We start from the raw sequence: 16,034 nt of genomic DNA, 5'->3' as shown, positions 1-16,034 counted from the left end.
AGCTTCTGGCATGCAGCAGTGAATCCTGACCAGCAGATTGCCTAAGCGCGGCCGCTGTTTCGCTGCGCCCGGCACGACGAACAAATTATATTTCCTAACAGCTTCTGCCATACAGTCGGAATCATCCCGTTTTGAAGAGCTTCTACCTGCGTATTTGTTTGAGCTTGGGGCTGCTGCCGGCGTTTGAGATGCAGGCAGCGGCCCAAGAGCGGGCCGAGGGCCAGTCCACGGCCCGGTACTGGGTGACGCTAAGCGACAAAAAAGGCGTCGAATTTGACCCTAAAAAGTACTTTTCTCCCGAAGCGCAAGCCCGCCGGGCCCGCCAGCACCTGCCGGCTTTCGATGCCACCGACCTGCCCGTGCGTCCCGATTACGTGGCGGCCATTGCAGCGCAGGTCGATACCATCACCCTCGTAAGCCGCTGGCTGAATGCCGTGGCCTGCCGGGCCACACCCGCCCAGGCCGCTGCCCTGCTAGGCCTGCCGGGCGTGCGCGCGGTAGAGGCCTGGCCGGCCCGAACTGCCCAGATAGCGGCAGTTGGGAAAGAGGCCGACAGGGTTGAAATACCCCAGTACCCTATTCAGCCCAAGCCTATTACGCCCAATGAGTACCTGCTGGCCCGCCGGCAAACCGCTCACCTGGATGGGGCTGCCCTGCGCGCCGCGGGAACGACCGGGCAGGGGCTCCGCATTGCCGTGTTTGACGTTGGCTTCCGGGGCCTGCCCGAGCACCCGGCCTTTCGGGCGCTGGTGGCCAGCAAGCGCATCGTGGCGACTCACGACTTTCTGAAAAACCGCGACGACGTGTTCCGCACCGGCAGCCACGGCACCGAGGTAATGGGCTGCCTGGCAGGCCGGCTGCCCGACGGCCCCGACGGGCTGTTGGGCCCGGCGCTGGGCCTGGCCCCGGGTGCCGAATACCTACTGGCCCGCACCGAACAGCTCAGCCGGGAGCGCTACGCGGAAGAGGAAGCCTGGCTGGCTGCCGTGGAATGGGCCGACCGCCTGGGGGCCGACATCATCAATTCCTCGCTGGCCTACACCGAGCAGCGCTATTTTCCGGAGCAAATGAACGGGCAGCGCAGCCTCATTGCCCGCGCCGCCAACCTGGCCGCCCGCAAGGGCCTGCTGGTCGTGAGTGCGGCGGGCAACGATGGCGACAACGACTGGGTGCGCATCGGGACGCCGGCCGATGCCGACTCGGTGCTGGCCGTGGGTGGCCTCGACCCCGAAACCGGTTTGCACGTTGATTTTAGCTCATTTGGGCCTACCGCTGACCGTCGGCCCAAGCCCAACCTGGCGGCATTTGGCATTGTGCTTACCGCCACGCCCAACGGCTACGAGCGGCTGGAGGGCACGTCCTTTGCCGCGCCGCTGGTGGCGGGCCTAGCGGCCTGCCTGTGGCAGCAACACCGCACGCTGACGGCCATGCAGCTGTTCAAGGCCTTGGAGCAGGCGGGCGAGTTGTATCCGTATTTCGATTATGCGCATGGCTACGGCCGGCCCCGCCTCGCCCGCTTTGCCGCCCCGGCGCCGGCCGCCGTCGGGGTGCCAACCTTCGATTTTGTGCCGCACGACAGCCTGGTGGCCGTCGTCATTCGCCCGGAGGCCGCCATCCGGCCCGCCGAGCAACTGCCCCTCCTTTCCGACCAGAGCGAAGCCACCATGCCCGCCGCCGCCGCCAGCGACCAAAAAACGCCATCCGACGAGCACACGCCCCGCGTGGGGCACGAGCAGCCCGTGCCGGCCGGCGACGCCCCACTGGCTCCCTTGCCCGAGCCCAACTACCCCGCCTACCTCTACTGGAACCTAGCCGACCGTCGGGGCGTACTGCGGCGCTACGAAACCCGCGCCGTAACCCAGCGCCTGGTGGTGCAGGTGCCGCGCCGCCTGCTGCGCGGGGGCGACGTGCTGCGGGTGCAGTTCAAGGGCTATACTGCCACTTATTCGGAACAATAATGCACGGCTGGCAGGTCATAACAAGGCGCTGGGCGCTGCGGTTGGGAGCTATATTGCTGCTAAATGGCGGCGCCATGCTGAACGCGCAGGCGCAGCAGGTACTGGTGCAAGCCAACGTGGCCGACGACACCGTGAAAACTACTTTCGGCCCCAATCGGCGGTATTTTGGGCATTTCTTCGCGGGGTTTGGGCTGGTGGCTGGCCCTGCTGGCATTGGTGCTACGCCTCGTTACGGGCCGCGCGCCTCGGAGCTGCGTGGGGGTGGCCGGTTCAAGGTCCGCCTCAACCAGACTTTTGCCCTGAACATGGATGCCGGCTACGCCTATCTGCACTACGCCCTGGCCCAAACTGCGCAAAAAACCTTCCCTACTGCCACGCTGCACCTTCAGGAAACGCTGGGCCTCCATCAGGCATTCGGCGAAATCAGCTTACGAGTGAATGCCGGCCGCCGGGGCAATGCCGTGGGCCGCTACCTCGACCTGCTGGCGGGCGGCGCCTGGGTAGTGGCCACCACCCACACGATGGAAGATACTCCCGCGCCCGGTATCGGCTCCGTTGAAACAACGGAATACGGCCTGCCTTACCTGAAGCGTTGGAAGGGAGTGGCAGGGGTCCGGCTCGGCATCGACCGCTACGCCTTGGTGGGGCGCTATCGCCTGACGTCGGCTTTGGCACCCGGCTACGCCGCCTGGCCCGAGCTGCCGCGCTGGGTGCTGGGCCTGGAGGTGGGCCTGTTTTAAACCCCAACGGGCAGGGGCACACCCATTAGGTGTACTTTTTCGTAAAAATCCCGTTATCGAACTTCCTGCTATTCGCGGTTGAGTGTTCCCGACCTCATTTTCCCACCTTACCTTCGTGCTCCCAACCCCGTAACGGGCCGCGTTTCCCTATATGAAAACTCCCATTCTTAAACTCTCCGGCCTTGTGCTGGCCGCCGGCCTCTCGTTGCAATTAGCTTCCTGCGTGAGCACCGAACGCGAAGTGAGCAACTCAACCGTTGACCCTCGGTCTACCTACACCCCGCCGGCAGCCGGCAGCCGCACCCGCGTAAGTGGCAAAACGGTGCTCAACTCTGTGAGCACGACGCATGCTTTCTCCAGTCCCACTTCCGAAGACCGTTTTGTGCTGGAGCTGCGCGGCCCCCGCGTGCTCACGGCCCAGGCCCACCTCATCGTGACGAGTGCCACCGGCGATACGCTGCGCCATGAAGTAATTCCGGCCCGCGCCCTGCTCTCCGAAAAGGCGCTGACCGACTCGCAGGCCGCTAGTGTGCGCGACCAGGAAATTGCCATTTTGCAGGGCATGAACGCCTTTTTCTCGAGTGCGCATTTCACGCAGCCCGCCATTCCGGCCGGGGCAGAGCAGCCAGCCGAAGTAGACGCTAAAACCTGGTCGGCCCTGCGCGAGGACCCCAGCACGGTTGGGTTCGACTACACGGCGGCGGGCGGTGCCGAGCGTCGCATGGCCTACGCACGCAAGCTGGGCAAAACCGTTGTTATCAGCCAATAAACGGTTGGTGGTGTGTCTTTTACCACAGTAAATCCAATTCCCTGTTTCAGTTTGGCACCGGTGTGCTCCTGAGTCCTTTTACCCCCCCCTTATTTATGAAATTTCTGCTTTCGTTTGCCGCCGTCCTGATTGCCATTCTGGTGGTGCTGCGCTTCTTCCCTTCGGCCCCCATCAACCCGGTTCTGCCGGTGCCGCAAGGCCAAAACGAAGTGAACGGCCACGACTCGGACGTGCCCAAAGGCACAGGCGGTGAAGCTAACGAAGAAGAGGAAGAAGGCGCGGAAAACCACTCCAGCACGAGCGTAGCGCCCGCCACGCCCGGCCAAACCTACGGTGCGGCCATCACGCCCGCTGGCGCCCTGCCCATGAGTGCGCTGCCCACCGCCCTGGGCAGCCGCGACTCGGCCCAGGTGAAGCTGGTGGGCAAAGCCAGCGCCGTGTGCCAGGCCAAAGGCTGCTGGATGACCTTGCCCACCGCCGATGGCAAGCAAATGCGCGTCCGCTTTCGGGATTATGCGTTTTTTGTGCCCAAAGACCTCAGCGGCCACGACGTGGTGGTGAGCGGCTGGGCCTACCGCAGCACGGTGCCGAAAGCAGAACTGCAGCATTATGCCAAAGACGCCGGCAAATCCGACCAGGAAATCGCCGCCATCAGCCAGGACGAGCAGCAGCTCACGTTTCTGGCCGATGGTGTGCTGGTGCGCGACTAGCCGCCTAAGAAACCCCAACAGAACGTCATGCTGAGCTTGTCGAAGCATCTCTACCGCAGCAGTAAATCTGATTACTTGCACAGTAGAGATGCTTCGGCAAGCTCAGCATGACGTTCTGTTTTAATTGAATCTCTCTACAGAATGCCCCGCTCATGCCCGATACTCCTGCCATCCAGCAACGCATCCTTGCCCTCACTGAGCGGCTGCATCACCTCAACCACCAGTACTACCAGCTCGATACCTCCGAGGTATCGGACCAGGAATTTGACGCCCTGCTGGCCGAACTGCAGCGGCTCGAAGCCGCGCATCCCGACCTGGCCCAGCCCAACTCGCCTACACGCCGCGTGGGCGGCACCATCACCAAGCAGTTTCCCACGGCGGTACACCGTTTTCCCATGCTCAGCCTGGGCAATACTTACTCCGAAGACGACCTGCGGGAGTTTGACGAGCGGGTGCAAAAAGGACTTGAAGGCGCGCCCTACAGCTATGTCTGCGAGCTGAAAATCGACGGCGTGGCCATGAGCCTGAGCTACGAGCACGGCCAGCTCACGCAGGGCGTGACGCGCGGCGACGGCACCCGTGGCGACGTGGTGACGCCCAACGTGCGCACCATCAAAACCCTGCCGCTGGCCCTGCGCCCCGGCCCCGACCAGCCCCAGGATTTCGAAGTGCGCGGCGAGGTATTCATGCCCCTGCCCGTGTTTGCGGAGCTAAACGCCGAACGCGAGCAGAACGGCGAAGCCCTGCTGGCCAACCCGCGCAACGCCGCCAGCGGCACGCTCAAGCTGCAGGATTCGGCCCAGGTGGCGGCGCGCAAGTTGCGGTTTTATGCATATTCCTTGCTTACGCCGGGCCGACATTTTCCCAGCCACAGCGCGGCGCTGGAAGCCCTCACGCGCTACGGCCTGCCCGTGTCAGATACCTGGCTTCGGGCTTCCACCATTGATGAGGTGTTGGATTTTGTGCACCATTGGGCCAAAAAGCGCTTCGAGCTTCCCGTGGCTACCGATGGCATTGTGATAAAAGTGGACGACCTGCGGCAACAGGACCAGCTGGGCTACACGGCCAAGAGCCCGCGCTGGGCCATTGCCTACAAGTACCCTGCCGAAGCAGCCCGCACCCGCCTCAATGAAGTGCTCTACAACGTGGGCCGGACCGGGGCCGTGACGCCCGTGGCACTGCTCACGCCTGTGCCCTTGGCCGGCACCGTGGTGAAGCGCGCCACCCTGCACAACGCCAACCAGATAGAGCTGCTCGACCTGCGCCTCGGCGACACGGTGTACGTGGAAAAAGGCGGCGAAATCATCCCGAAAATCACTGGCGTGGACCTGAGCGCCCGACCTGCCGAGGCCGTGCCCATTCAGTATCCGACGGAGTGCCCGGCCTGCGGCACGCCGCTGGTGCGGCCCGAAGGCGAGGCCCACTTCCGCTGCCCCAACGAGCGCGGCTGCGGCCCGCAACTCAAGGCCCGGCTGGAACATTATGTATCGCGCAAGGCTCTGAATATTGATGGGCTAGGCGCTGAAACAGTGGGCCGTTTCTTCGAACTCGGCATGGTGAAAACCGTGGCTGATATCTACGACCTGCCGGCCCGCCGGCCCGAGCTGGTGACGCTGGAGCGCCTCGGCGAAAAGAGCATCGACAACCTCATTGCGGGCATTGAGGCCAGTAAGCAGGTGCCGTTTCCGCGCGTGCTATTTGGGCTGGGCATCCGCTACGTGGGCGAAACCGTGGCCCAGAAGCTGGCGGTCCACTACCGCAGCATTGATGCCCTGATGGCCGCTTCGGCCGAAGAAATGGCCGCCGTGCCCGAAGTCGGTGGTGTGATTGCAGTAGCGGCAGCGCACTGGTTTCAGCAGCCCGAAAACCAGGAATTGATAGCGCGCTTGCGCCAGGCCGGCGTACAGCTCGAGGTAACCGGGGAGGCGCCAGTGCCGGCTTCGGACCGGCTGTCAGGGCTCACGTTTGTGATTTCCGGCGTGTTCGAAAATCATAGCCGCGACGAGCTGCAGCAACTCATCATCTCGAACGGCGGCAAAATCACGGGTTCCATCAGCAAGAAGCTGAGCTACCTCGTGGCTGGCGACAACATGGGTCCGGCCAAGCGTGAAAAAGCACTGGGCTTCAAAGTGCCCATTATTTCGGAAAGCGAACTGATGGCACTGCTACCCAATCCGGATGAATCGCCGGTGGCTGAGGCAGCCATTGATGCACCTGTATCGACGGAGCCGGGGGTGCAGGGTTCGTTGTTTTAGCGGCCCAGCGTCAACCTCACCCCCTGACCCCCTCTCCCGCGGAGAGGGGGCACCGGTCTTGTAACCACGTCATTACCTACCATAAAAAGAGCCTTCTGCATTAGCAGAAGGCTCTTTGTGTTCAAGTCTGTTCCGAACCGGTGCCTCCTCTCTTTTGGAATGCGGGTCAGGGGGTGTGGTTGTCCGTTAGAACGACTGTACGATGTTGTTGCGTAATGTTTTGGGCGACCAGTAGCCGCTGGCAATGATGCGGCGGATGGTAAAGAGCGGGTCGTTCTGGTCGCGCTTTTCGGCTAGCGAGAAAGCAGCCACGAAGCCGCGCTTCTTTAACTCGGGGAAGGCCTGGGGGTTCCAGAGGCCGAAGGGGTAGGCGAAGTACACGATTTTCTTGCCCGTGATTTCTTCTAGCGTCTTGGTGGGCTTGTCGATTTGGGTTTCCCAGTCTTTGCCCTGGTACTTCTTCACGTTGTGGTGGTCCCAGGTGTGCGAGCCGATGACGTTGCCCTCGTCGGAGAGCTGCTTCACCATGGCTTTGGTCATGTAGTGGGGGCGGCCCAAGCTCACGGTCATCACGAAATACATGGCCTTGTAGCCGTACTTGTCCAGCTCGGGGCGGGCGATGGTGAACTGGTCGAGGTCGGTGTCATCAAACGTGAGCATGATGGGCTTGCTCGGCAGCTTGGCGCCGGTGGTCATGTAGGCGTAGAGCTGGTCGGGCGAGATGGTGTGGTAGCCCGAGTCGGCCAGCATCTTGATGTGCCCTTTGAACGTGGCAATGGGCGTGATGTAGTCCTTGGCGTTTTTGGAGTCGCGGGCCGTCCAGTCCCGAATCTGGTGGTAGCACAGGATGGGCACCTGCGGCCGGGCCAGAATGGCGGCGGCATCGGTGGCCTTGGCGGCCGGAATGGTGCTGGGGTCGGGCGCTGGCGTGGCGTTGGCTTCGTCGGCGGCCGTGGCTTTGGTGCCGGAGGTTTCGGCGGCGGCCGGGTCGATGGTGGCGGCTTCTACGGTGGCGCTGCTGGTAGCAGCTTCGCCGGTAGTAGCGGTTTTGGAATCGCAGGCGGCCACGGCGAGGGCCACCAGCAGGAGGGAAGCAGACGTAAGTTTCATGAAAAGTGCGCGGCGCTAAGCGTCGCAACCAGAAAAAAAGTTAGTGAACGCCACGATAAAGCAGGAGTGCCGACGGAAAACAAGCCCACGCACTACTTTTGCAGCCCACAAAACTAACCCCAAAACCTCCCGGCATGAACAACTCTGGCTCCCGGCTTCCGGTATTTTACGGCACGGGCGTTGCCCTGGTCACCCCGTTCACTGCGAGTTTCGCGGTGGACTACGACGGATGGCGCCGGCTGCTGGATTTCTGCATCGAGGGCGGCGTCGAATACCTGGTAGTGAACGGCACCACGGGCGAGTCGCCTACCACGACGGCCGCTGAAAAAACCGAGTTGCTCCGCGTGGCCAAGGAGCACGTAGCCGGCCGGGTGCCGCTGGTGTACGGCATTGGCAGCAACGACACCGCCGCCGCCGAAGAAGCCCTGCGTACCACCGATTTGCACGGCGTTGCCGCCGTGCTTTCGGCCAGCCCGGCCTACAACAAGCCCAGCCAGGCCGGCCTGGTGGCCCACTACCAGCACCTGGCCGACGCCAGCCCGGTGCCCCTCCTGCTCTACAACGTGCCCGGCCGCACGGCCTCCAACCTCACCGCCGAAACCACGCTGCGCCTGGCCCAGCACCCCAACATCATCGGCATTAAGGAAGCCAGCGGCCTCATGGAGCAGTGCCTCACCATTGCGGCCCGCAAGCCCAAGGATTTCCTGCTGATTTCCGGCGACGACATGCTCACGCCCGCCCTCATTTCCTGCGGGGGCGTAGGCGCTATTTCGGTGCTGGCCAATGCCTACCCCAAGCGGTTTTCGGACCTGACCCGCGCCGCGCTGGCCGGCGACTTTGCCACGGCCCGCGACGGCCTTTTCCACCTGCTGCCCCTCAACCCTTTGATGTATGAGGAAAGCAACCCGGTTGGTGTAAAAGCGGTGCTGGAGTCCCTGGGCGTGTGCGGAGCCGCCGTGCGCCTGCCGCTACTCGAAGCCACGGAGGGCCTGAAAGACCGGATTCGGAAGGCGTTATAGTCTTTGATAGGCGTACAGCTGGCAGAACGGTCATGCTGAGCGTAGTCGAAGCATCTCTACTGCGCAAGTAATCAATTTTACTAATGCGGTAGAGATGCTTCGACTATGCTCAGCATGACGTTCTTTTGCTCATAGCTCATAGCTCATAGCTCATAGCTCATAGCTCATAGCTCATAGCTCATAGCTCATTGCTCATTGCTCCTTCGCTCGCCTGCCACCACCAGAAAGCCGTAGCCAAATACAAACAGGTTTAGCCCAAACTGCAAATCCAGCACGGCATCGACCAGCATGGCCGTGGCCTGGATAAGCAGAAAAAGACTCACGGCGGCATCGCGCCGGGCCCAGCGCTGCGTGAATGGCCAAGCAAGGAGCGCCAGCAAGAGCGCCAAGCCCACCAGCCCACCACCCAGCAAGGCCTGCACGTACTGGTTGTGCACTTCCACGCGGTTTTCGGGGCGTAGGTCGAAGCTCTTCCAGTCGTATTGCTCCATCATGGCGGCGTGGGTATCGGCCGGCCCCACGCCCAGCAGCCAGTGCTGCCCGACGATGTGGCTGGCCGTTTCCAGGGCTGCCAGGCGGCGGGCCAGGGAATACTCGTTGATGTCGTGTCTTTCGTTGAATTGCTCAATGTCCCACCGGGTGCCCTGCACACGCTCATGCACCGAGGGCAGCAGCTTGTAAGCCAGCCACGGACCCAGCACCAATAGCGCCAGCACGCCCAGGCCCAATACCCGATTGCGACTCAGCAGCAACCGCAAAGCCACCGCCAATAGGCCCGTGTATAGCACCAGCAGTCCCGTGCGGTAGGCCAGCACGTGCAACGTGATGACGGCCACGGAAGCGGCGCCCACCAATGCCCCGCGCAGCACCGGGCCAGCCAACGCATGGCGCCGCAGGAGTATCCCGCCAAAAAAAGCCAGCGCCAGCATCACCCCGAAAGCAATGTGAAATATGTGGGTGATGGCCGGAATGTTCTGCCCAATATGAATGGCTTCGTTGCCCGCCGCGGGGTTGAGCAGGTAGCCCACCAGCGTGGCCGCGCCCACTGCCGCCGTGCCCAGCACAAATAGGCTGCCCACCGCCAGGCACTGCCAACCGGCCAGCGGTACAGCCAGCGTGAATGCCAGGGGCACCGCCAGCCACGTCAGGTCGCGAAACAGCTCGTGGCGCCAAATGGCCCATTCGCTGGTATAGAGCCCCGTCAATAGCAAGAAAACAATGACGGCCGCCGCCCGCATGGCGGCTCCATTGCGGAAATAGTTGGGCAAAGAGTGCCGCAGGGCAGGATTGGCCAGCGCAGCCACCACGCCCACAATGGGGGCAATGGCAATAAACGCCCGCGAGGCCAGCAACCCCGCCACGCCAGCCAGGCAGGCCAGCAACAGCAGGTATTGCGAAAGACGTCCGGATTGGTAAAGCTGCTGCACAGAATCGGGCCTTGATTGCTTGGCTTTCTATTTATTGAAACATTTCGTCATGCCGCGCTGGTCGAGGCATCTCTACTGCGCAAGTAATTATTTACTACTGCGGTAGAGATGAAGCTGTTTAGAAAGTCAAAATCGTTGTCATCCTGAGCGCAGCGAAGGACCTTATCCCGTCAGAACAACGCCTATTTTGACGGGATAAGGTCCTTCGCTGCGCTCAGGATGACAGACGTGTAGGCAAATTAGACTTTCTAAACAGCTTCGATGCTTCGACCAGCGCAGCATGACGAAATGGCGAATTGCTCAACAGTTGCCTTCACCACCCACTCGCCAGCACATCAGCCACATGCAGGCACTTAAGAGGCAGCTTTTCCTTTTTGATGTACGATTCCAGGTGCATCAAACAACTGACGTCGGTGCTCACCAGGAAGTCGGCGCCGGTTTCCAGGGCGTGTTCTACTTTTTGCTGCGCCATGGCGACGGAAATTGCCTCAAACTTCACCGCAAACGTGCCGCCGAAGCCGCAGCAAGTGGTTGTTTCAGCCATTTCTACTCTTTCCAGTCCCGCCACGGAGTCCAGCAGCTGGCGCGGCGCGGCGCGTATGCCGCACTCACGCAAGGCCGAACAGGAATCGTGGTAGGTGTATTTGCCCGCCAACTGAGCGCCGGGAATGGCCGTAATGCCCAGCACGTCAACGAGGAATTCGGTTAATTCGTATGTGCGGCGCTGCACTGCCTGGCAGGCCGGCAATTCGCCGGTGCCGGCAAATAGCTCGGAGTAGCTGTTGCGCACCATGCCCACGCACGAAGCCGAGGGGCTGACAATGTAATGGGTATCAGCAGCGGCAGGGGCGGCAAAATCCAGCAAAAATTTCTCCGCCACAGCGCGGCTTTGAGGTACGTAGCCGGCATTGTAGGCTGGCTGGCCGCAGCAGGTTTGGTTGGGGTTGTAACTGACCCGGACGCCGACCTTTTCCAACACTTTCACCATGTTCAAAGCCGTGGTGGGATATAGCTGGTCGACGAAGCAGGGAATGAAGATATCGGCAACAATAGCCATTGAACGAGGATATTAATGAAATGCAAAGACGCTGCGCGCTGTCGCATGTGCCTGCGCAAAAGCCGTCAAATCTAGCCCCGAATCTACGCCTTCCTCCTCCAGAAAAGCCACCAGGTTTTCCGTGGCCATGTTGCCCGTCAGCTCATCGGCAGCCATTGGGCAGCCACCAAAGCCGCCAATGGCGCCATCGAAGCGACGGCAGCCGGCCTGGTAGGCGGCGCTTACTTTTTCGCGCCAGGTAGCGGGCGTGGTGTGCAGGTGGGCCCCAAACTCAATGGCCGGATAGGCCGGAATAAGCGTGGCAAACAAGGGCGCAATTGTGGCCGCGCTGGAAGTGCCCACCGTGTCCGACAGCGCCACGATGCGGATGCCCAGTGCCGACAGGTGCCGCGTGAAATCGGCCACGATTTCGGGGCTCCAGGCATCGCCGTAGGGGTTGCCGAAGCCCATGGAGAGGTATACAACCAGCGTTTTACCGGTGCGCTCGCACAGGGCGTGCATGGCCGCTACATCGGCCAGGGCCTCGGCGGTGCTTTGGTTGGTATTGCGCCGCTGGAAGGTTTCAGACACCGATAACGGGAAGCCCAGGTAGCTGATTTCGGGGTGTTGGGCGGCGATTTCGGCCCCGCGCAGGTTGGCTACAATGGCGAGCAGCTTGGTGCGGGTGGTGCTCAGGTCCAGGCCGGCCAGCACCTCAGCCGTGTCGCGCAACTGCGGAATGGCCTTGGGCGACACGAACGAGCCAAAATCCAGCGTGTCGAAGCCCACTTGCAGCAGGGCGTTGAGGTAGGCAGTTTTGGTGGCGGTCGGAATAAATTCGTGGAGGCCCTGCATGGCATCGCGCGGGCATTCGATGAGCTTCATGGCAAAAGAAGGAGGGGCGGGAGTGGAGGCGCAAAGGTAGACCGCGCCGGGGCGTGTTGCGATTCCCAAAACCTCCTAAAGCCGGAACGATGCGCTGCAATAATCATCCGCAACGGGCCTGCCACTAACCAGCACCGCAGAGGTAAGCCGAGCTTCCGGTGGCAACCTCGGCCGTTGGGTTGCGTTAGCGGCACAGGGTCGTATTTTGCGGGCCCGTTGGCTACCAAGCAAGGCCTGCCTCCTCCTCACCTCAACCTAAAAGTTCTTATGCCCGATTCTTCCTCTCCCAACTGGGCCGATATGGCCGCTTCGCTCCTTGGTAAGCTCTCGGGCGGCGTCGAGCTAAGCTGCGCTTTCGACCAAATGGAGCTGCAAGTGCCTAATCCGCAAAATCCCAACGCCCCGGCTGCCACCTGGAAGCTGAACGGTTCGGTTCGCATCCGCACCCGTGGCGACCAGGCCAGCGCCCCCGCTGCCCCGCAGCTTCCCGCCAGCCGCCCCGACGCCGGTGCCTAGTACGCTCGAAATCGAGGCGCAGCTGGTCATTACCTGGAACGGCCATGCGCTGCAGCTGGCCGCGGCCGGCACCTACCTCATCCTCAATATTCCCAGCCAGCAGGTGCTTGATGAGCTTACGGCCGGTCCGCCCAAGGTGCCGGGGGCTGCCAAGGCGCCCAAGCCGCCGGGCCCCGACCCCTTGCAGCAGCTCAACGACCTGGCGCGGCAACTGGGCTGGGTGCTCGACCTGCGCGTGGGGGGCAAAACCTACGTCACGTTCGGCGTGCAGCGCACGCCCAAGATTACCCTGAACGCGGTTATCGGCAAGATTGGGTCTTTTTTTCGGTAAGAATGGTGTGCCCGTCATGCAGAGCTTGTTGAGGCGTGACGGGTTACAGGGCCTGGGTTCAAATCAGGGGAGTGCAACTAATTTCACCCCGTTTAGTTTGGCTAGTACACCCCTTGGCACAGCCCCATGAACTCCGAGCAGGACCCCAGAAATTACATTGGTGCGCGGCGGCGCCCGTCGCCATTTGCCCGCATCGAGCGCATGCCACCGATGCAAGTTGCGCTGTACCTGGCGTTGGTCGCCATCAGCATCATGTTTGTGCTGCTGGTGGTGGCCTACACGGCTACGCGGTTGCGCAGCGGCGTGCCCACGGGCCTGCATTCGCTGCCCCGCTATTTTTCGCTCAGCACCATTGTGCTCGTGCTCAGTAGCTACACCATTGCCCAGGCACCGCGAATCTACGCGCAGGACGACCTCAGCAGCCTGGGCCGCTGCCTGGGCGCTACGCTGCTGCTGGGCTGCGTATTTGCGGGCTTGCAAGTGTTGGGCTGGCGCGAGCTATTGGCCAACGGGGTGCCGTTTCAGGGACAGTTCAGCAACAGCAGTGGCCAGTTTATCTACCTGATATCGGCCCTGCACGTGGCGCACTTGCTGGGCGGGATGATTTTTCTGCTGGCCATGCTGCTCCGCGTGTTGCATGCCGACCGCGACGCGGTGCGCTCCCTGGTATTTATCCGGAATCCTTACCACCGGCGCCAGCTACGCATGCTGGGGACTTATTGGCACTTCATTGATGTGCTCTGGGTGGCGCTTTTTGCCGTTTTCCTGTTTCTATACTAAGCAACTCTGTTGCGCTTTGGAGGCACGGGCCAGCGTCATTACGGCTTTACTTCCAGCCAGCCTTTGTACTTGCGCCCATCGGTGTACGTAACCAGGTAATAGTACAGGGCGCCATTGCCCTGGCCGGGCCAGTGAAAATTCCGGTCATCGGAGGAATACACTTCCTGGCCCCAACGGGAAAATATCTTAACGCCCGCAAACCGCTCATCGCAAAAATCAAGGGGCAGCTCCGGCAGCTGGAATTCGTCGTTGATGCCGTCGTGGTTAGGCGTGATGATGTTGTAGAGGCGCAGGTCCGGCGAGGCCGGCCGAATGACTTCAAACCGTGCCTTGAGCTGCTGGGGCAGGGGCTTGCAGGTGGCGTCTACCAGCTGAAACGTAACGTCGAGGTTGCGGCGCAGGTTGACTGCCGCACAGCTCGCGTCCCAGGTAAACGTGCCCGTGGCCGTGCCCACCCCGTTTTGGGCCGTGAAGCGCATGCCGGCTTCGGCCAGCGAGAAGTTTTCGTCGCTGGCTGTGGCCGTTAGGGTCAGCCCGTCGCGGTCGGGGTCGAGGCCCGTAAAGTTGGCGGTGAACGTTTCGCCCAGGAGCAGGCGCACAACGGGCAGCGGATTTGGCGCAACGGGCGGCGCAAACACCGGGTTGGCGGTAAGCGCGGGCGGCAGGTTGCGGTAGTGCACCACAACGGGTACCGTCACCGTGGCCACCTCGCGCGCACTGCACGGCGAGGTAGCGGCCGTAAACTGAAAGTTGAATAACGAGTCGGGCCCCACCGCCCGGCAATCGACGCGCCAGGCAAAGTGGCCGCGCTGCTGCGTGCCCGCCGTGGCTTGCGTGAGGGTGGCGCCCAAGGCGGTGGGACTAAAGCCCTGGCCGCTCATCTCCAGCACCACGGGGTCGTTGTCGGGGTCGGTGCCGGCGATGTCGAACGACACCAAATCGCCCACGCGCGCGTGCAGCGGCAGGGCAGGTCCGGCCGTGGTGGTGAGGGATGGCGGCGAATTGGGCGGCGGTACCGATGTGAAGGCAATCCGAATGGTGTCGCGCTTGGGCAGGCTGCAGCCGTCGTCGCCCACCACCACATCGAGCAAAAAGACCCGGCCCTTGGTGTTGGTGCACACCGGGAAGCAGAGCGTGGCCGTGAGGGTATCGGGCGCGCCGGGGCTGCGCACCACGCCGCTCGAAGCCGTTGTAAACGTGGGGAGCGGGGCCGTGAAGTTGACCGGGCTCAGCGACAGCGTCAGGCGCGAGGCCGGGTCGGGGTCGGTGAAACGCAGGCGGACGCAATGGTTGCTGGTGGGTGCAAAATGCAGGGTGTCGCGACCGGGGCGGTAGAGAACCGGGCTGTTGGGGTTGGCCTGCATCAACATTTTGGGCTTGCTGTTGACGGGGCAATTCAAGGCCATGAGCTGGAAATCGCGGCGCGATTCGCCAATTTTTACGCCCTTGCGGTACTCCGAGCAACGCACGCCGAACACGAACAAGCCGATGTTGGTGGGCCGCACCGTGAGGCGGCCCGTAGCCCGGTTGATGCCCAGCGTCGGGGCACCCGGAATCTGGTTGGTCGTGCTCAGCCCGGGGTTCCAGGTAATGGGAGCGTAGGGGGCGGGGTCGGCCCCGGCGGGTTTGGGCGAGGCCCCGGTGGCATGGCCGTTGAGCGGGGTCACCAGGTCGTACACCAGCGAGTCGCCATCGGCATCTGTTCCACCAAAGTCGTAGTAAAACAGCTCGTTGCGGCAGGCGTAGTCGGCCAGGGGTGGAAATATGCGCGGCGTCGAGTCGAAAAACGGCTGGCCGCGTCGCACCACGGCCGGGAATTCCAGGTAGAACGTCTGGGCCGCATCGAAGGGCTTGTCGATGTTGCTGATGGAGCTGTTGCGGCAGCAGCGTTCCACGGCCGCATAATAGCCGCTGGTGCTGGTGTAGGTGTTGGCCGGTAAAGTGATGAGGGTGCTATACACCAGCTTGCGGGTGCTGAGCGTGGGCTGGGCGCAGGCGGGGTTGGTGTAGTTAACAAAGGTGTTGCTGATGAGGGGCAACACCACGTTCTGCATGCGGCTGTTGTTGGCTTTGTCGAAGATACTGGCCGTCAGGCTGGCATCGAGGGCGCCGGCACTACCGTTTACCGCATCAAAGTACAGGTTGAGTATCAGAGTGTAAGACTCTCCGGAATTGTGCACCAGCTCCATCTCGCCGCCCACGATGTGCGTGGCCCGTGCGGGTCTGGCCAGGGCCAGCAGGCTGCACACGAGTAGTAGCCAACCAGCCCAGGTGGACCGACTACAAGGCACAAGGGCAGAGACAGAATAAAGAAATAAGCGCATTTTATCCTGATTTAAGCCGAAATATACGGCCATCAACCTCAACTTTAGAGCAAGCTTTGCGCGTTCCTGGCAAGCACGCTGCGCGAAGCCGACGTGCAGGTATTTTCGGGTGCCTGCTGTACCTTCGGCATTCGAGTCGCTGGCCGTTCAACCCGGCCCTATCCTAACTTGTTC

Annotated in this window: 14 protein-coding genes; 9 read left to right on the top strand and 5 right to left on the bottom strand. The window is 62.1% G+C overall.

Annotated elements, in window-relative coordinates:
- Positions 1 to 131 precede the first annotated feature (131 nt).
- The 5 genes from JKL48_RS10810 to ligA all read left to right on the top strand — a co-directional run bounded on the left by JKL48_RS10810 (position 132) and on the right by ligA (position 6,432).
- Entirely contained in the window at positions 132 to 1,958 is a 1,827-nt protein-coding gene (locus JKL48_RS10810) for a S8 family serine peptidase (protein WP_201982282.1), read from the top strand.
- A 74-nt stretch (positions 1,959 to 2,032) separates the two neighbouring features.
- Complete coding sequence (locus tag JKL48_RS10805) at positions 2,033 to 2,698, top strand: hypothetical protein (RefSeq protein WP_201982280.1); 666 nt, start codon at positions 2,033 to 2,035, stop codon at positions 2,696 to 2,698.
- A 151-nt stretch (positions 2,699 to 2,849) separates the two neighbouring features.
- Positions 2,850 to 3,467, top strand: coding sequence for a hypothetical protein (locus tag JKL48_RS10800; RefSeq protein ID WP_201982279.1), 618 nt, complete (start codon positions 2,850 to 2,852; stop codon positions 3,465 to 3,467).
- A gap of 95 nt (positions 3,468 to 3,562) precedes the next feature.
- Positions 3,563 to 4,177 carry a DUF4920 domain-containing protein gene (locus JKL48_RS10795; RefSeq protein WP_201982278.1) on the top strand — a complete coding sequence of 205 codons (615 nt, stop codon included), beginning with the start codon at positions 3,563 to 3,565 and terminating at the stop codon, positions 4,175 to 4,177.
- Between the two features lie 152 nt (positions 4,178 to 4,329).
- Positions 4,330 to 6,432 (top strand): NAD-dependent DNA ligase LigA, encoded by a 2,103-nt coding sequence (ligA, locus tag JKL48_RS10790; RefSeq protein WP_201982277.1) that lies wholly within the window; start codon positions 4,330 to 4,332, stop codon positions 6,430 to 6,432.
- Positions 6,433 to 6,618: 186 nt separating this feature from the next.
- On the opposite strand, the gene JKL48_RS10785 is transcribed toward ligA, so the two are convergent.
- Positions 6,619 to 7,542 carry a polysaccharide deacetylase family protein gene (locus JKL48_RS10785; RefSeq protein ID WP_201982276.1) on the bottom strand — a complete coding sequence of 308 codons (924 nt, stop codon included), beginning with the start codon at positions 7,540 to 7,542 and terminating at the stop codon, positions 6,619 to 6,621.
- 134 nt (positions 7,543 to 7,676) lie between these two features.
- Between JKL48_RS10785 and dapA the strand changes: the two genes are divergently transcribed.
- A complete protein-coding gene (gene dapA, locus JKL48_RS10780) occupies positions 7,677 to 8,561 on the top strand; it encodes a 4-hydroxy-tetrahydrodipicolinate synthase (protein WP_201982274.1) in 885 nt (294 codons plus the stop codon).
- Positions 8,562 to 8,746: 185 nt separating this feature from the next.
- On the opposite strand, the gene JKL48_RS23545 is transcribed toward dapA, so the two are convergent.
- The 3 genes from JKL48_RS23545 to JKL48_RS10765 all read right to left on the bottom strand — a co-directional run bounded on the left by JKL48_RS23545 (position 8,747) and on the right by JKL48_RS10765 (position 11,909).
- A complete protein-coding gene (locus tag JKL48_RS23545; RefSeq protein WP_201982271.1) occupies positions 8,747 to 9,988 on the bottom strand; it encodes an O-antigen ligase family protein in 1,242 nt (413 codons plus the stop codon).
- 313 nt (positions 9,989 to 10,301) lie between these two features.
- Positions 10,302 to 11,045, bottom strand: coding sequence for a (Fe-S)-binding protein (locus JKL48_RS10770; RefSeq protein ID WP_201982268.1), 744 nt, complete (start codon positions 11,043 to 11,045; stop codon positions 10,302 to 10,304).
- Positions 11,046 to 11,057: 12 nt separating this feature from the next.
- Positions 11,058 to 11,909: a hydroxymethylglutaryl-CoA lyase gene (locus JKL48_RS10765; protein WP_201982265.1), complete on the bottom strand. Its 852-nt coding sequence runs from the start codon at positions 11,907 to 11,909 to the stop codon at positions 11,058 to 11,060.
- Positions 11,910 to 12,176: 267 nt separating this feature from the next.
- On the opposite strand from JKL48_RS10765, the gene JKL48_RS10760 reads away from it, so the two are divergent.
- The 3 genes from JKL48_RS10760 (at position 12,177) to JKL48_RS10750 (ending at position 13,536) form a co-directional block, all read left to right on the top strand.
- Positions 12,177 to 12,425 (top strand): hypothetical protein, encoded by a 249-nt coding sequence (locus JKL48_RS10760; protein WP_201982262.1) that lies wholly within the window; start codon positions 12,177 to 12,179, stop codon positions 12,423 to 12,425.
- A complete protein-coding gene (locus JKL48_RS10755) occupies positions 12,418 to 12,756 on the top strand; it encodes a hypothetical protein (RefSeq protein WP_201982260.1) in 339 nt (112 codons plus the stop codon). The genes JKL48_RS10760 and JKL48_RS10755 overlap by 8 nt, the downstream gene beginning before the upstream one ends.
- 210 nt (positions 12,757 to 12,966) lie before the next feature.
- On the top strand, positions 12,967 to 13,536 hold the full coding sequence (locus JKL48_RS10750) for a cytochrome c oxidase subunit 3 (protein ID WP_236668724.1): 570 nt from the start codon (positions 12,967 to 12,969) through the stop codon (positions 13,534 to 13,536).
- Between the two features lie 38 nt (positions 13,537 to 13,574).
- Here the strand turns inward: JKL48_RS10750 and JKL48_RS10745 are convergent, their stop codons facing one another.
- Positions 13,575 to 15,785 carry a gliding motility-associated C-terminal domain-containing protein gene (locus JKL48_RS10745; protein WP_201982256.1) on the bottom strand — a complete coding sequence of 737 codons (2,211 nt, stop codon included), beginning with the start codon at positions 15,783 to 15,785 and terminating at the stop codon, positions 13,575 to 13,577.
- Between the last annotated feature and the right edge of the window lie 249 nt (positions 15,786 to 16,034).

The sequence above is a fragment of the Hymenobacter rubidus genome (assembly GCF_016734815.1).
Taxonomy (GTDB): Bacteria; Bacteroidota; Bacteroidia; order Cytophagales; family Hymenobacteraceae; genus Hymenobacter; species Hymenobacter rubidus.
This window is presented reverse-complemented; position numbering and strand designations above follow the sequence as displayed.

What these genes read in the sequence shown, in the direction of transcription:
- JKL48_RS10795 (WP_201982278.1), top strand. Translation starts at nt 3,563, where the DNA reads ATGAAATTTCTGCTTTCGTTTGCCGCCGTCCTGATTGCCATTCTGGTG.
- JKL48_RS10770 (WP_201982268.1), bottom strand. Translation starts at nt 11,045, where the DNA reads ATGGCTATTGTTGCCGATATCTTCATTCCCTGCTTCGTCGACCAGCTA.
- JKL48_RS10760 (WP_201982262.1), top strand. Translation starts at nt 12,177, where the DNA reads ATGCCCGATTCTTCCTCTCCCAACTGGGCCGATATGGCCGCTTCGCTC.
- dapA (WP_201982274.1), top strand. Translation starts at nt 7,677, where the DNA reads ATGAACAACTCTGGCTCCCGGCTTCCGGTATTTTACGGCACGGGCGTT.
- JKL48_RS10785 (WP_201982276.1), bottom strand. Translation starts at nt 7,542, where the DNA reads ATGAAACTTACGTCTGCTTCCCTCCTGCTGGTGGCCCTCGCCGTGGCC.
- JKL48_RS10805 (WP_201982280.1), top strand. Translation starts at nt 2,033, where the DNA reads ATGCTGAACGCGCAGGCGCAGCAGGTACTGGTGCAAGCCAACGTGGCC.
- ligA (WP_201982277.1), top strand. Translation starts at nt 4,330, where the DNA reads ATGCCCGATACTCCTGCCATCCAGCAACGCATCCTTGCCCTCACTGAG.
- JKL48_RS10750 (WP_236668724.1), top strand. Translation starts at nt 12,967, where the DNA reads ATGCAAGTTGCGCTGTACCTGGCGTTGGTCGCCATCAGCATCATGTTT.
- JKL48_RS10765 (WP_201982265.1), bottom strand. Translation starts at nt 11,909, where the DNA reads ATGAAGCTCATCGAATGCCCGCGCGATGCCATGCAGGGCCTCCACGAA.
- JKL48_RS10800 (WP_201982279.1), top strand. Translation starts at nt 2,850, where the DNA reads ATGAAAACTCCCATTCTTAAACTCTCCGGCCTTGTGCTGGCCGCCGGC.